Source organism: Exiguobacterium sp. s39 (assembly GCF_018618925.1).
Taxonomy (GTDB): Bacteria; Bacillota; Bacilli; order Exiguobacteriales; family Exiguobacteriaceae; genus Exiguobacterium_A; species Exiguobacterium_A abrahamii.
The window spans coordinates 886,815-899,566 of sequence record NZ_JACSNA010000001.1; the positions used below are offsets into that span (position 1 = coordinate 886,815).

Here is a 12,752-nt window from a genome sequence, read left to right on the forward strand (position 1 = left end):
TCCTCCTTCATTTCTTATACCCATTATACGCTCATCTGACAGGAAAAGTTTCAAAAATCGCTTGTGTGTGAAAGTTTTGAACATTATGTGATATGCTAAAAATGCTACACTGTTACATACTTTAAGGGGGTTTTTAATCATGTCAACGACACAACAATGGCGCGACCATTTCGATGGTCTTCGCGCATACGAAGAAGCCGTCGCATTACTTTACTGGGATATGCGGACATACATGCCGGATCAAGGCGCAGCGAACCGTTCTGCGTCGATCGGATTCCTCTCGACGGAGAGCTTCCGTCGCCGGACAGGCGAAACATACCAACAATTACTAGCAGCGATGGAGCAAGAGACGCTGACGGGTATCGAAGCAATCTCGTTCGCAAAAGCAAAAGAAGCATTCGATCGCGACTCGAAGATTCCAGAAGCCGAGTACCAAACATTCATCACGTTGATCTCTGAGGCAGAGAGCGTCTGGGAAAAGGCGAAGGACGCAAACGATTGGTCGATGTTCGAACCATACCTCGAGAAAATCGTCGCGATGGAGCGCCAGTTCGTCGAGTATTGGGGTTATGACGCGCACCCATATGACGCACTGCTCCATGATTATGAGCCGGGGATGACGGTCGCGACACTCGACCCATTGTTCGCAGAACTCCGTCAAGCGATCATCGGTTTGCTCGGTCAGCTCGAAGGAAAAGACTTCCCGACGCTTGATTGGTCAGCGGACCGCGAGACACAGATCGCCTTGAACCAAGAGTGGCTCCGCGATATCGGCTATGACTTCACGTCTGGTCGCTTGGATGAGACGGTCCATCCGTTCCAGACGACGATCAACCGGAAGGACGCACGCATCACGACGAAATACGATGAGACCGACTACCGGAACTCTGTCTTCGGCACGATGCATGAAGCCGGACACGCGACGTATGAGCAAGGGATCGAACCGGAACTCGATTCACTCGGTCTTGGTGACGGGGCTTCGATGGGGATTCACGAATCACAATCACTGTTCTTTGAGAACTTCATCGGACGTAATCAAGGATTCCTCGAAGCACGTTATCATGGCTTACAACAAGCGATTCCGTCACTGGCTGACGTCCCGTTCGAACGCTTCTATGCCGCGGTCAATGAAGTCAAACCGTCACTGATTCGGATCGAAGCAGATGAATTGACGTATGCGCTTCATATCATCATCCGCTATGAGCTCGAAAAACGCTTGATGACGAAAGAGCTCGAAGTCAAGGATCTTCCGCAAGAATGGAACCGTCTCTATAAAGAGTATCTCGGTGTGGATGTGCCGAGTGACGCAAAAGGCGTCTTACAGGACGTCCATTGGTCAGGTGGCTCGTTCGGTTACTTCCCAAGTTACGCGCTCGGTCTCGTCTATGCGGCACAGCTGAACGAAGCGCTTCGTCGTGACGTCGATAACGTCGATGGTCTGATCGCAGCGGGAACACTCGCTCCGATCAAAGGCTGGTTGAAAGAAAACATCCACCGTCACGGGAAATCGAAGACACCGGCTGAACTGATCGAAGCAGCAACGGGTCAATCGATCTCGGTTGCACCACTCGTCAACTACTTGACGAAGAAATACACGCGTGTCGTCGAGGCACTCTGATGTTGTGGTTCGCACACCGCGGCGTCAGTGACCGTTTTCCAGAGAACACGCTTGAAGCCATCGCTGCTGCGATTGAAGACGACGTCGATGGGGTCGAATTCGATGTCCATTTCTCAAAGGACGGTGTCGGTGTCATCATTCACGATGAGACCGTCAACCGGACGACGAACGGGAAGGGACGCGTCATCGACATGACGGTTGCTGAACTGCAGGCACTGGATGCTGGAGCTCGATTCAAAGGTGAACCGATCAAGACGAAGATTCCGACGCTTGACGAAGTCCTCGCAATCCTTGCACCAGCAACTCTGCGGCTCAACATCGAGCTGAAGACGGATACGATCCGGTATGACGGTATCGAGGCGTATGTCCTCGAACGTTGCGCGGCGCACGGCATCGCGACCGACCGGCTGTTATTCAGTTCGTTCAATCATTATTCGGTTGCTTTGATTCGTAAGCTCGACCCAAGCGTCGAGACGGCGATTCTCTATCCATATCCGATCTATCATCCGGAAGAACAAGCCCTCCGGATTGGTGCGACCGGAATCCATCCCGATTATCGACGGGTGACGGAAGCGGACGTCGCGTTCGCTCACGCGCAAGATGTCACGGTCCGGGTTTATACTCCGAAGACGGTCGAGGATGTCCGGCAGATGCAGCGGATCGGCGTCGACGCCGTCATCGTTAATGATCCAAAAGGGATGCGCGATACACTCGAAGGATGAGGAGGAGGAAGGGATGCGCAAGGAATACGTATTCGTCATCAGTTTGTCGCTCGTCGCTTTATTCGTCGGACTTCAGCTTGGCTTTGCCCGCTTGCCGGAACCAAAACCGAAGCAAGTGACGACGACACCGATGCGCCCTGCGGATTATCAGGCAGGACTTGCGTCAGCGAAACGGGAACTGAAGCAGATTCAGCGCTTCACCTTGAAAAGCACCCTTCCTGCGGATGGAACGACGGTGACCTGGATTTATGAGACCCCATCCGATGAACGAATTGCGGTCGATTGGTATTACGTCGAGAGTTATCCGGAAGAACAAGTCCAGATGACACGAAACGAGACATCCCGGATCATCTCGTATGAACGCTATTTAATCGTCATCCGACCGATTTACGGAACGGTCGTCGATAGTGAACTCGAACAGTTCGCTCTTCGCTTTACAGGTTACTTCACGACACAACAACAGGGGGAAAACGATGTCAGGTAAAATCATTCTCTTGATTGGTGGATCGGGCAGCGGAAAGTCCTCCCTGATCAAACGTCTGCGAACGGAATACGCGCACGTCCGGTTCATTCCGTCGGTGACGACCCGACCGAAACGACCGACGGAGATTGATGGAGCAAGCTATCATTTCGTCGACGTCAAGACGTTCCAACAATTGATCCAAGACGACGGCTTCATCGAATACGCCCACGTCCACCGGGCGTGGTACGGGACACCGCGTCAAGCGTATGTCGATGTCCTCGAACAGGATCAAATCGTCATTAAGGACATTGATCCGAAAGGGGCGGCGAACTTCAAGCGTTTGTTTGGCGACCAAGTGATCACGATTTTCGTCTCGGTCCCACCCGACTTGATGAAGGAACGACTGTTGATGCGCGGGGATACACCGGAGTTTGAAGCGCGACTCGTCGATTACGAGGAAGCGTGGAAAGACCGCGATCATTATGATTATATGATTGAAAACATCGATTTTGAGACAGCGTATGCCGATCTGCTTGAGATCATTGCTGGCTACATTCCACAGGCATGACGAAGAGGACGCAAGATGCGTCCTCTTTTTGATGTTAGAAAGGAGTCTATATGCTACCTTTGCATCCCTTACTCGCGCACGTTGAGAGCGAAAGACAGTTATCTGGTCGATCGCGCCAAGCCGACTGGTCCGTCAAGACGGCAACAGCGCACTACATCGTCAAGGTCGTGACGGATCCGTCTAGTCGTCAATTTGAACGAGAAGCCGCTTTAGCGATTCCAAAACAAGCGGGATTGTCTCATGCCTTACCGCTAGCGACCGGACGGACCGCAACGACCGCTTACGGCATCTATCCGTACCTACCCGGAAAAACCGTTCGAAGTGTGCTCGAGGAGTCACCGGAATTAGCACCCCGACTCGGTCAGGAGACAGGGCGAGCGTTGAGACGCATTCATGACGTCACCGCACCGAGCGAAATGACGTCTTGGAGCGAACGTTGCCAGGCGAAACATGACCGCTATCGCGCAGCGATTGACGGGTTGCTTGAGCCAACGTGGATCGAGCGTCTTGATCGATTCATTAGCGAGCGGATTTCGTTACTTCAGGCACGTCCGAATCGATTGCAACATGACGACGTTCATCTCGATAATCTCCTTGTCGAGGATGGGCATCTTTCCGCTTTCCTTGATTACGGGAACCATGATTATGGCGATCCGTGGCATGACTTCGTTAAATGTGGTCTGTTTCAGGTCGAGACGAGTCCGGTATTTGCCCGTCACATGATTAAAGGATATTTCGAGAACGAAGTACCGTCCGACTTTTGGCGAATGTATAGTCTTTACATGGCGACGGTCGTCTTTTCAGCACTCGTCTGGGCGAAGCGGTTCGATGCAGACGGAATGCAAGCGATGCAACGACGTGTTCAGCGAATCATTCAAGATCATGCTGGCTTTCAGCGGGACATCCCGCTTTGGTATGAGACTTGAACAGCAAGGACAACAAAAACATGATGCGTTCGTCTCTCTTGACTGAGAAACGAACGCATCATGTTTGGTCTGAATCATATATTCGAAGCGATACTTACCACTCGAAGCCTTCTTCACTATACTTGCCGTTCGAATTGAAGAATCGTTCTTCTGTTTTACCGTTTACCGTACTCGTATAAATGACGTAGACGTCGAGATGATCATTCTGATCCGCCATCTTTTTAGCAGCTTTCTTAGCATCGGCTTCATTCGTATGTGTCTCTGACTTGCTTGCCTTGCCGTGTTTTTCTTGCCCTTGTTCTTCGTAACCTTCTACTGTCCATACTTTTTTTGATGACATCCTTAACTTCCTTTCCTGCCAAAAGCGAGTCCGCTTGGCTGTTACATTATGCTGTGCAAAACGAGCACTCGTCAACCGTTGCCGTTCATTCTTTGACGATCTCGTCCAAATGATCGGCATAATAACGGATTGCTCGGTCAAATGTCTGGATCGAGGCGTCCGACGACGTCGTAGCAAGACTCTTCAGCAACCGACCGACTGCCTGATCGGCTTGACCGAGATTGTACTCCGTCATTGCGAGGAAGGCTTGCAGGGCATGGGCGTCCGGAAACTCACGGAGCGCACGATGAAACACGTCTGACGCAACTTCGAACTGACCGATGACACGATATGTACTGCCGAGCCCGATATATGCCTGCAGACGGTCCTCACCTGCAAGACCGAGTGCTAGGGCTTGTTCGTAATAGGGAACAGCAGCCTGCTCCTCACCGAGACTATCATGACACCACGCCATCTGATAGAGAACGGTCGGGTCGTTAGGTGCCGTCTCGACATACTGACGAACGACAGCCTTCGCTGCTTCATATTGCCCCGTCTGTCGTAACTGTTGCACCGATTCGAAATCAAACATCGTGTTTCCTCCTCCTGAATAAACTAAAAAACGGATCCGGTCATCCTGACCGGATCCGTTCGATTGAACAGCTTAGATTGTTTTTTCAAGCTTCGTCAAGAGCGTCCGGAACAGTTCGAGTTCCTGATCCGAGAAGTCCTCGAAGACGTCTGCGAGGTAATCCATCTTCATCGATTCGAGTTTTTCATAGAGCTCGATGCCTTTTGGAGTGGCGCGGAGTTCGACGACACGACGATCGAGTTCACTTCGCTCACGCGAGATCAACTCTTTTTTCGTCAATTCGTCTGCTAATGCCGTGATCATGCTCGCTGAGAATTGGAACTCCTGCGAGAGGGCAGAGGCGATTTGCGGACTGTTCGCACAAAGGGACTTCAAGATGAAGAATTCATTGCGTGTCAAGTAAGTCGTGAACATGCTACGCACGTCCTTTTTGATCGCGCGGTAGTTCATCCGTAATCCTTTTTCTGTATCAACGATCAACTGATCGCGTTGTGCTACTTCTAGTGTAGTTGCCATGTATCGTTCACTCTTTCTATACCGTAGTTTCTTTCACTCGTGATTTAGTATAGTGAAAAATTTTAGTTTAATCAATATTTTTCTCTTGAATCATCTGTTTCGACGACGCGGGCGACTTGGGCGACGATCTCTTCGACGTTGCGCAGTTCTGGATAGAAGCGGCGGAAGAAGTAGTCGATCCGGTGTGTATCTTCGCCAGCAATCGTCAGTGCCATGCAGATATAGGCGATGCCGATTCCTTGACGGGGCAGGAACGGATTCGGCATGACCTTCGCACAGCGTAAAGCGAGCGGACTGTGGGTCGTGACGGCTTCAATCAATTCCCCGTATGTCCGGATATCGACATAATGGAACATCCGAATCAGTTCGTTGATCAGTTGTTGATCGGAATCGAGCATCATTTGCGATGTAACGAGTCGTTTATCGAGCTCGTTGATGACCGGGGAGTGATCGATGAAGTAGTTCAAGTTATCTGCCGTGATCCGGACTTGATGGGGGTCAGACAAGATTTGTTGAACGGTCTCGTCTTCAAATTGTTTTAACTGTTTCTTGATGTTGACGAACTCCTGATCGGCGATCTCGAGTAATCCTGCCACCCGACTGAAGCTGCGCCGGACTTCTGCTGGGACACTGTTCGGATTTTTATATCCGAGATCATGTTCGATCTCCGCCCACGCGTGTTGCAGGATCGAGCGGATCTGGATCTCAGCCGTGTAATCCTTGAAACGACCATACTCGCTCAGGGCAAGCCGCTGATCGCTCAGTGAAGCGACGAAGTGGACCGAGAGATAACCGAATTCCGTCGTATCGAGCAACGTCGACTTATCGACCGATTGATCGCGATCGATCGCGAACTCATTCTCGATGATGCGTGCCGCTTCCCGGACGTCGTCATGGAAATAAGTGACGATCCGGATCCCGGTCAAGTCATGGACGTCCTTAAGTGAACGGTATTTGTTCGGTTGCCGTAAGACTTTTTGATACAGACTTTCGGAGTCCTTCGTCCGGGCGACGATCGAGTGGTATTTGATGCCTGCCGCGTCGAGCAACTCGGACAAGAGCATCTTCAACTTGTCGGCGTAGGCATCGTATTCTTCCTTATCGTTGACATATTCGAGCATCATCGTATTTAAATCTTGTGATTGCACCGTTTCGCACCTTCCTCATCCTGTAGTCATCTAGCCATATTGTAGCACTCTGCTTCGTTAAACGCACAGCAAGACCCTGTTTGAAGCAGTACGATTCGTGGGAAAAAGACAAGTAGTACGTGTCCGGGAGGAGATTAATCATGGAAATAGTGGATGCCCGTGCTTTACCCGCCGATCATATGGATGTTTTGCATGTCACACCATCGTCGATCTATTTTCGACGTCGTCTTGATGACGCCCGTTACCACATCAGCCGGTATGATCTTGAAGATCAAGAACAGGTCGATCTAACGCCAGAAGCCTTGACGGATCACGGACCAACCCGACCGTTCGTGCGGCACGGAAGAGTCTATTGTTTGAATGAACATACGCAAGAACAGGGCGGGGAGACGGAAGTGCTCGTCATCGATCTCTTGTCCGGTAAACGGGAGCAGATTGCGTCGTTTTATGTCGAAGGGGATTTGACGCTCTACTGGGTGCTCAATGAGAACTATCTCGTATTCTTACAGACGACGGATACGACGTCCGCTTTTCTGTATGACGTCAAGGATGAATCGCGGCAGACGATTCGTGATCCACGGCTCTACGGGATGACGGAGAATTACCGGGAACTCTATTTCTTTCTCGTCACGCTCGAAGAGAAGGAGTACATCGTCTGTAATGCCCGGCTCGATGAGTTCTCGTTCTATGACGCCCTTGAAAGTGGTGTCATCTCACCGGAAGATCCAATCGACCACTCGGAAAGTCTCTTGATCGCCCCACTGCCTACCTTGATTGAGGAAATCGAACGCGGTGTTGAGCACTTATCGTTCGCAACCTTGTTGAAGTTAGAAGGGGAAGGGGATACCGTCCAGTATCTCGGGGAACAGGAAGGGCATCTGATCTTTAGTGCCTATACCGATCGTCTAAACGAAGAAATCTTTTACCGGATCGACACGGAAGCGAGTGTCGAAGAAGTCGCCAGGATTCAGTGGAGTGACTATGAACCGCTCGACTTCACGTACGATGACGTTGAGTCGACGATCTTCATCGTCAATGACCGGTCCGAACACCATCATGAAGTGATCAACTTACGCAACGGTGCCCGATTCCTCGATAAGGAGCCGTTCGAACGCGTCCTACGCGGACGCTTCTATTTACACGAAGCGATCGGAGACGACGCGGAACCGATGGTCACCGTCTATGACGCAGAACACAATGAACGCTACCGGTTCGAGGATGCCTATTATGTCACCGTGTCCGGGGAACTCGTCATCTTATCGGTCCATCAACTGTAAAAAAAGAGCGGTTGTTCTTTTCGTAAGAGCAACCGTTCATCATCAAAAATATAATTATTTCAACTACCAAAATTATTATAAAAAACAAAAAAACCAGCCGAGAGTAAACCTCGGGCTGGCTAGAAATGCTACACTTATTCTGCGTCAGTCGTACGTGTGTAGACGTCGACTTGGATGTTTCCAGCAGTTGCACGTGAGTAAGGGCAGACCGTATGCGCGACTTTCGCAAGTTCAGCCGCAGCTTCTTCTGAGATCCCACGGACGAGTACATCGAGTTCGACGGAAAGCATGAATCCGTCAGCTGCTTCGTTTAATGTCACGTGTGCTGTGACTTCACTGCCATCGTGTTTGATCCCTTGTTTGCGAGCGACCATGTTCAAGGCAGAGTCGAAGCAAGCAGAATATCCTGCAGCAAAGAGTTGTTCTGGGTTCGTTGCTTGTTTTTTCGATCCTGGTACCGGCATTGCGAGGGCAACGTCAAGAATACCGTCCTCCGATACGACGCGTCCGTCGCGACCTCCGACAGCTGTTGCAGATGATGTGAACATTGGTTTCATGTGTGTAACTCCCTTTCGTTGTTAGATTCAAATAAGTAGCTTACAATTAGATTGTATACAATTCAAATCAAAATGCAACTCGTTTGCTCACGATAGGAGGAATTTTTTTATGAACCCATTAGCGTTAGATGAACAACTCTGTTTTCCGTTTTATGCGATTTCGCGTGAGATCACGCGTCGTTATCGTCCGTTACTTGAACCACTTGGTCTGACGTATCCGCAATATCTCGTCATGCTCGTCGTCTGGGAGGAGGAGGGACAATCGCTGAAAGCCATCGGTGAACGGCTCCATCTTGATTCGGGAACGTTGACGCCGTTACTGAAGAAACTCGAAGCAGCAGATCTGTTGCGACGCGTCCGTAAGCCGGAAGACGAACGGCACATCCAGATCTTTTTGACGGATGCCGGTCGTGCATTACGGAAACAAGCAGAGACCATTCCGCTTGATCTCGTCCGGACACTCGACGTCGACGAAGAAGACTTGCGCGTCGTCAAAGCGGCACTGAATCGTCTCGTCATGAAAATGAGCGACCCGGATTAACCGGATCGCTCATTGTCTTATTTACGGCGGAAACCTTCTTCTTCAAGATAGTTCGCTGCTTCCTTATACGAGTTGAATGCACCGTCTAAAAGATCACCAGCGTAGACGAGCCACGTGTCGATGTCTTCATTGAGCAACGTCAATTCAAACTGATTATCGTTGACCCATGTTTCTTCGAGTGTTTCGACCGATTGGACCGTCGAGAGTGCTTTGATTGCATCTTCTAATAAGAGAATTAAAGCAGGCTCTGAGAATTCACGGATGTTGACGAATCCTTTTTCGTCCGTTTCATAACCTGGTAGACCAGCGGCATAGACGAAGCCGTTCCCGTTCGGATGCAAATGATAGACGAGATTCTTCTTCTCATACTGACTGTCCGGGAATTGGAAATTGACGCGCTTCAGCGAGACATCTTTTCGGACGAGTTGTGGGAAGGTCTCGATAATTCGTAGTTTTTCTTCAAATGTTAACATGGTTCCTCCTTGGTGTTACAGTTCTTCACTTCTATATATGCGATGAAATCAAACAAAATGTCAACCGCTGTCTGAAACCAAGCGACGTTTTTAACCGTAAATGGAAACGAAAGGAAGTGTTTTTTGATGTCTACTGTACAATGGCATACATTGCCAGAACGATCGATTCGAGCAGAACGGCTCGGATTGTTGCCGTTACACGGCTTGATCGCCGTCATTTTGATCGGAACGACGATCACTCAAGTCATGTGGCTCGACCTGACACCCTGGTGGATGGGCATCGTCGGTCTGCTTTGGCTGATCTATTTCATTCCCCGTATCGTCTACATACCCGTTCTTCGCGTGAAGTATATGCGTTATCGTATCGATGAGGAATTTCTCGTCGTCCGCAACGGCATCTTCTTCCGCCGCGAAGTCACCGTGCCGCTCGTCAAGGTGCAACTGATTGACAGTCAAACGGGACCAATCCTGCGTCGCTATGATTTGATCACACTGGATATTCGAACGGCATCCGGATTCGTCACGTTGACACGACTCGATCGTGCGCAAGGAGACGCGCTACGCACACAAGTCGAACGCTTCGCGAAACTCGAGGAGCGGGAGGAGGAATCGTTATGACCCGGCGCGTCCACCCGCTGTTCATCGTGATGTCGAGTATCTCGATCATCCGCTCGCTCCTGATTCCGTTCGCTGCCTTGATTTTAAATGCGATCCGCAAAGGCGAGATCAACACCTATACGTGGATCGGGATCAGTGTTGGGATTGTGTTCGTCCTCTTATACGGGATCGCCTCCTGGTATTTCTATACGTTCACGATTGATGCCGAAACGATTCGGGTCCGCAAAGGGATTTTCCAAAAAAGTGAACGGACGACACAACGTAAACGGATCGAGTCGATCGGCATCCAGCAAAATGTCATCGAACGACTGCTGCGTCTTGCGACGTTGACCGTCGAGACGTCGTCCGAGAGCGGAACACCGGAAGTCGAACTAAAGGGAATCCGTCTTGATTTTGCGAAAGAACTAAAGTCGTCGATCAAAAACGAGGGGCAACTCGTCGTCGAAGAACAACAGGAAGAAGTCGCCTATACGATCCCGGTCCGCGATTTGGCATTAGCCGGTGCCTTGTCAGGACGCGTCGGACTGGCGCTCGTCGGGATCGGAACCGCCTATCAATTCATCGATCAGTTTATTGAACGTTATGTCGATCGACTGTTCTCGGAGCTCGCGCATTTATCACTGTTCGTCTTGACGGGACTTGGCGTAATCGTCTTACTCGTCATCTATATCGGCTCGATCATCGTCTATATCTTGAAGTACGGTTCGTACCGTGCCGTCTTGCAACATAACCGGTTATTGATCGGATACGGGATGTTGAACCGGACCGAGGTCGCGTTTCATGCCGACAAGATTCAAGCCCTCATCATTCAGGAAAACTGGATTCAGCGGTTGATTGGACGGGCTAGCCTGTCCTTGCACATCATCTCGGCGACTGGAGAAAAGGAGCGACTGTTGCTCCATCCGTTCATCCGGACGAACGAGATTGATCCGTTCCTAGCGACGTATCTACCGCGCTTTCGTCAGTTCCACCCGCAGCATGAAGTTGCACCGATCGGCTTTCGCTACCGGGTTCGTTGGCCGTTACTCGGTTATGCACTGTTGTTTACGGCACTAAGCAGTGTCGTCATCATCGTCCTTGATACTTCCTGGCGCTTCTTAATCTTGCTTCTGTTCATCTGGTTACCGTTCTATTACCTCGCTGTGCGTAGCGGTTACCGAAAGACCCGTTTCGGCACCGGACACGATCTCTTGATGTTACGCAAACAATGGGTCCAAAAAGAGAGCGTCTATACGCCACGACTGAAGATCGAGGAATTGACCTGGTCCGTCTCCCGCTGGCTCGAAGCAAAGGAGATTGCCCGGATCGAAATTCAATTACGAGGCAATACTGCCTTTAACGCGCTCTATTTTGAACGAACGGATATTGATACCTTACAGCGCTGGTATAAACAATCGTTCCTTTCGACCCCGTTAGCAGGGGAAGTGAAAACCGACGACGAATAAGGAAAGACTCACTGTCGGAAAGGAAGCGAAGCACATGCGCAAATGGGGAATCGGCATCGTATTGCTCGTCACGTGTCTGCTACTGTTCATCGTCTATGATGGATACCGGATGCAAGAAACATTGATCGGTCAGTCGGACGCTTCTCCGATTCTGAAGACGACAAGAACGGACGGACAGGTGACGAACGACGAGACATGGTTTAAACAAACGAGCGAGACGCAGCAATGGTCGAAGGACGGGACCGTCCGCTTCGGGCGTTATCTACCGGTTGACGGTAGCAAACAGACGGTCCTCCTCGTTCCGGATGAGATGATGTTTTCACAGACCGGTGTTTATGCGCTTGCCCGTTATTACCATGAGGCTAATTTCAATGTCTTACTCATCGAACGGCGTGGGCAGGATCGAAGCGGTGGCGTCCGGAATTACGGTTGGCTCGATCGACTGGATGTCTTGGAATGGACGAAACGCCTGCTTGCTGAAAACGGAGACGATACACGGATCGTCTATCACGGACTCGGTGTCGGCGCAGCGACCGTCTTACTCGCTTCTGGCGAGACCGTACCAACCCAAGTCCGGGCGATCGTCGCTGAAGGAGCTTACGCCCGACTCGACGACTGGTTCAGTCTACTTGCGGACGAACAGATCCGTTACCCGGCACTGCCGTCTCTGACGGTCGCGAGCATGTGGAACAAAGGCGAGCAAGATTTCTTTTATGGCGACGTCTCGGTGACCCGTCAAGCAACGAAGAGTCGGGTTCCGACGATGTTCATTCATGGAATGAAGGACGAACTCGTTCCGGTTCGGATGATGTACGAACTGTATCAAGCAAAAACGGGATTAAAACAATTGTATCCGGTTCGCGATGCCGATCATGACGAGACGTATACGATGGACCCGGATAACTACGAAAAACGATTACGCTTATTCTTGCAACCGTACTTGCGGGAGATGTAAAGAAGGGAAGACTG

At 50.6% G+C, this 12,752-nt stretch carries 16 protein-coding genes; 10 read left to right on the top strand and 6 right to left on the bottom strand.

Annotated features, from left to right (window positions below; genetic code table 11):
- Window positions 1-139: 139 nt before the first annotated feature.
- From KNQ11_RS04680 to KNQ11_RS04700, 5 genes are read left to right on the top strand one after another with little or no spacing between them, the layout of a single operon-like run.
- Window positions 140-1,618 carry a carboxypeptidase M32 gene (locus tag KNQ11_RS04680; protein WP_214770052.1) on the top strand — a complete coding sequence of 493 codons (1,479 nt, stop codon included), beginning with the start codon at window positions 140-142 and terminating at the stop codon, window positions 1,616-1,618.
- The gene (locus tag KNQ11_RS04685; protein WP_251139631.1) at window positions 1,618-2,340 is read left to right on the top strand and encodes a glycerophosphodiester phosphodiesterase; all 723 of its coding nucleotides are present in this window, start codon (window positions 1,618-1,620) and stop codon (window positions 2,338-2,340) included. Before KNQ11_RS04680 ends, KNQ11_RS04685 begins: the two co-directional genes overlap by 1 nt.
- 13 nt (window positions 2,341-2,353) lie before the next feature.
- Window positions 2,354-2,824 (top strand): hypothetical protein, encoded by a 471-nt coding sequence (locus tag KNQ11_RS04690; protein ID WP_023468285.1) that lies wholly within the window; start codon window positions 2,354-2,356, stop codon window positions 2,822-2,824.
- Window positions 2,814-3,371, top strand: a complete 558-nt coding sequence (locus tag KNQ11_RS04695) for a guanylate kinase (protein ID WP_029341679.1) — start codon at window positions 2,814-2,816, stop codon at window positions 3,369-3,371. Before KNQ11_RS04690 ends, KNQ11_RS04695 begins: the two co-directional genes overlap by 11 nt.
- A gap of 50 nt (window positions 3,372-3,421) precedes the next feature.
- The gene (locus KNQ11_RS04700) at window positions 3,422-4,297 is read left to right on the top strand and encodes an aminoglycoside phosphotransferase family protein (RefSeq protein ID WP_214770055.1); all 876 of its coding nucleotides are present in this window, start codon (window positions 3,422-3,424) and stop codon (window positions 4,295-4,297) included.
- A gap of 94 nt (window positions 4,298-4,391) precedes the next feature.
- Here KNQ11_RS04700 and KNQ11_RS04705 read toward each other — a convergent pair whose 3' ends face one another.
- The 4 genes from KNQ11_RS04705 to KNQ11_RS04720 all read right to left on the bottom strand — a co-directional run bounded on the left by KNQ11_RS04705 (window position 4,392) and on the right by KNQ11_RS04720 (window position 6,872).
- Window positions 4,392-4,637 (bottom strand): hypothetical protein, encoded by a 246-nt coding sequence (locus tag KNQ11_RS04705; protein ID WP_214770058.1) that lies wholly within the window; start codon window positions 4,635-4,637, stop codon window positions 4,392-4,394.
- A gap of 85 nt (window positions 4,638-4,722) precedes the next feature.
- A complete protein-coding gene (locus KNQ11_RS04710; RefSeq protein WP_058265937.1) occupies window positions 4,723-5,208 on the bottom strand; it encodes a tetratricopeptide repeat protein in 486 nt (161 codons plus the stop codon).
- Between the two features lie 72 nt (window positions 5,209-5,280).
- Window positions 5,281-5,724 (bottom strand): MarR family winged helix-turn-helix transcriptional regulator, encoded by a 444-nt coding sequence (locus tag KNQ11_RS04715; RefSeq protein WP_023468290.1) that lies wholly within the window; start codon window positions 5,722-5,724, stop codon window positions 5,281-5,283.
- Window positions 5,725-5,795: 71 nt separating this feature from the next.
- Window positions 5,796-6,872: a GTP pyrophosphokinase gene (locus tag KNQ11_RS04720; protein WP_231681756.1), complete on the bottom strand. Its 1,077-nt coding sequence runs from the start codon at window positions 6,870-6,872 to the stop codon at window positions 5,796-5,798.
- A gap of 140 nt (window positions 6,873-7,012) precedes the next feature.
- On the opposite strand from KNQ11_RS04720, the gene KNQ11_RS04725 reads away from it, so the two are divergent.
- On the top strand, window positions 7,013-8,149 hold the full coding sequence (locus tag KNQ11_RS04725) for a hypothetical protein (protein WP_058713078.1): 1,137 nt from the start codon (window positions 7,013-7,015) through the stop codon (window positions 8,147-8,149).
- A 134-nt stretch (window positions 8,150-8,283) separates the two neighbouring features.
- Here the strand turns inward: KNQ11_RS04725 and KNQ11_RS04730 are convergent, their stop codons facing one another.
- Window positions 8,284-8,706, bottom strand: coding sequence for an organic hydroperoxide resistance protein (locus tag KNQ11_RS04730; protein WP_023468292.1), 423 nt, complete (start codon window positions 8,704-8,706; stop codon window positions 8,284-8,286).
- 109 nt (window positions 8,707-8,815) lie between these two features.
- On the opposite strand from KNQ11_RS04730, the gene KNQ11_RS04735 reads away from it, so the two are divergent.
- Window positions 8,816-9,247: a MarR family winged helix-turn-helix transcriptional regulator gene (locus KNQ11_RS04735; RefSeq protein ID WP_069940681.1), complete on the top strand. Its 432-nt coding sequence runs from the start codon at window positions 8,816-8,818 to the stop codon at window positions 9,245-9,247.
- A gap of 17 nt (window positions 9,248-9,264) precedes the next feature.
- Here KNQ11_RS04735 and KNQ11_RS04740 read toward each other — a convergent pair whose 3' ends face one another.
- Window positions 9,265-9,720: a hypothetical protein gene (locus KNQ11_RS04740; RefSeq protein WP_023468294.1), complete on the bottom strand. Its 456-nt coding sequence runs from the start codon at window positions 9,718-9,720 to the stop codon at window positions 9,265-9,267.
- A gap of 126 nt (window positions 9,721-9,846) precedes the next feature.
- Between KNQ11_RS04740 and KNQ11_RS04745 the strand changes: the two genes are divergently transcribed.
- From KNQ11_RS04745 to KNQ11_RS04755, 3 genes are read left to right on the top strand one after another with little or no spacing between them, the layout of a single operon-like run.
- Window positions 9,847-10,338: a PH domain-containing protein gene (locus tag KNQ11_RS04745; protein WP_064300972.1), complete on the top strand. Its 492-nt coding sequence runs from the start codon at window positions 9,847-9,849 to the stop codon at window positions 10,336-10,338.
- On the top strand, window positions 10,335-11,783 hold the full coding sequence (locus KNQ11_RS04750) for a PH domain-containing protein (protein ID WP_214770072.1): 1,449 nt from the start codon (window positions 10,335-10,337) through the stop codon (window positions 11,781-11,783). Before KNQ11_RS04745 ends, KNQ11_RS04750 begins: the two co-directional genes overlap by 4 nt.
- A 34-nt stretch (window positions 11,784-11,817) precedes the next feature.
- Window positions 11,818-12,738 carry an alpha/beta hydrolase gene (locus KNQ11_RS04755; protein WP_149427357.1) on the top strand — a complete coding sequence of 307 codons (921 nt, stop codon included), beginning with the start codon at window positions 11,818-11,820 and terminating at the stop codon, window positions 12,736-12,738.
- Window positions 12,739-12,752: the final 14 nt, after the last annotated feature.

Excerpts from the sequence above, each read along its gene's own strand:
- KNQ11_RS04680 (WP_214770052.1), top strand. The coding sequence starts at position 140 with ATGTCAACGACACAACAATGGCGCGACCATTTCGATGGTCTTCGCGCA.
- KNQ11_RS04685 (WP_251139631.1), top strand. The coding sequence starts at position 1,618 with ATGTTGTGGTTCGCACACCGCGGCGTCAGTGACCGTTTTCCAGAGAAC.
- KNQ11_RS04690 (WP_023468285.1), top strand. The coding sequence starts at position 2,354 with ATGCGCAAGGAATACGTATTCGTCATCAGTTTGTCGCTCGTCGCTTTA.
- KNQ11_RS04695 (WP_029341679.1), top strand. The coding sequence starts at position 2,814 with ATGTCAGGTAAAATCATTCTCTTGATTGGTGGATCGGGCAGCGGAAAG.
- KNQ11_RS04700 (WP_214770055.1), top strand. The coding sequence starts at position 3,422 with ATGCTACCTTTGCATCCCTTACTCGCGCACGTTGAGAGCGAAAGACAG.
- KNQ11_RS04705 (WP_214770058.1), bottom strand. The coding sequence starts at position 4,637 with ATGTCATCAAAAAAAGTATGGACAGTAGAAGGTTACGAAGAACAAGGG.
- KNQ11_RS04710 (WP_058265937.1), bottom strand. The coding sequence starts at position 5,208 with ATGTTTGATTTCGAATCGGTGCAACAGTTACGACAGACGGGGCAATAT.
- KNQ11_RS04715 (WP_023468290.1), bottom strand. The coding sequence starts at position 5,724 with ATGGCAACTACACTAGAAGTAGCACAACGCGATCAGTTGATCGTTGAT.
- KNQ11_RS04725 (WP_058713078.1), top strand. The coding sequence starts at position 7,013 with ATGGAAATAGTGGATGCCCGTGCTTTACCCGCCGATCATATGGATGTT.
- KNQ11_RS04730 (WP_023468292.1), bottom strand. The coding sequence starts at position 8,706 with ATGAAACCAATGTTCACATCATCTGCAACAGCTGTCGGAGGTCGCGAC.
- KNQ11_RS04735 (WP_069940681.1), top strand. The coding sequence starts at position 8,816 with ATGAACCCATTAGCGTTAGATGAACAACTCTGTTTTCCGTTTTATGCG.
- KNQ11_RS04740 (WP_023468294.1), bottom strand. The coding sequence starts at position 9,720 with ATGTTAACATTTGAAGAAAAACTACGAATTATCGAGACCTTCCCACAA.
- KNQ11_RS04745 (WP_064300972.1), top strand. The coding sequence starts at position 9,847 with ATGTCTACTGTACAATGGCATACATTGCCAGAACGATCGATTCGAGCA.
- KNQ11_RS04750 (WP_214770072.1), top strand. The coding sequence starts at position 10,335 with ATGACCCGGCGCGTCCACCCGCTGTTCATCGTGATGTCGAGTATCTCG.
- KNQ11_RS04755 (WP_149427357.1), top strand. The coding sequence starts at position 11,818 with ATGCGCAAATGGGGAATCGGCATCGTATTGCTCGTCACGTGTCTGCTA.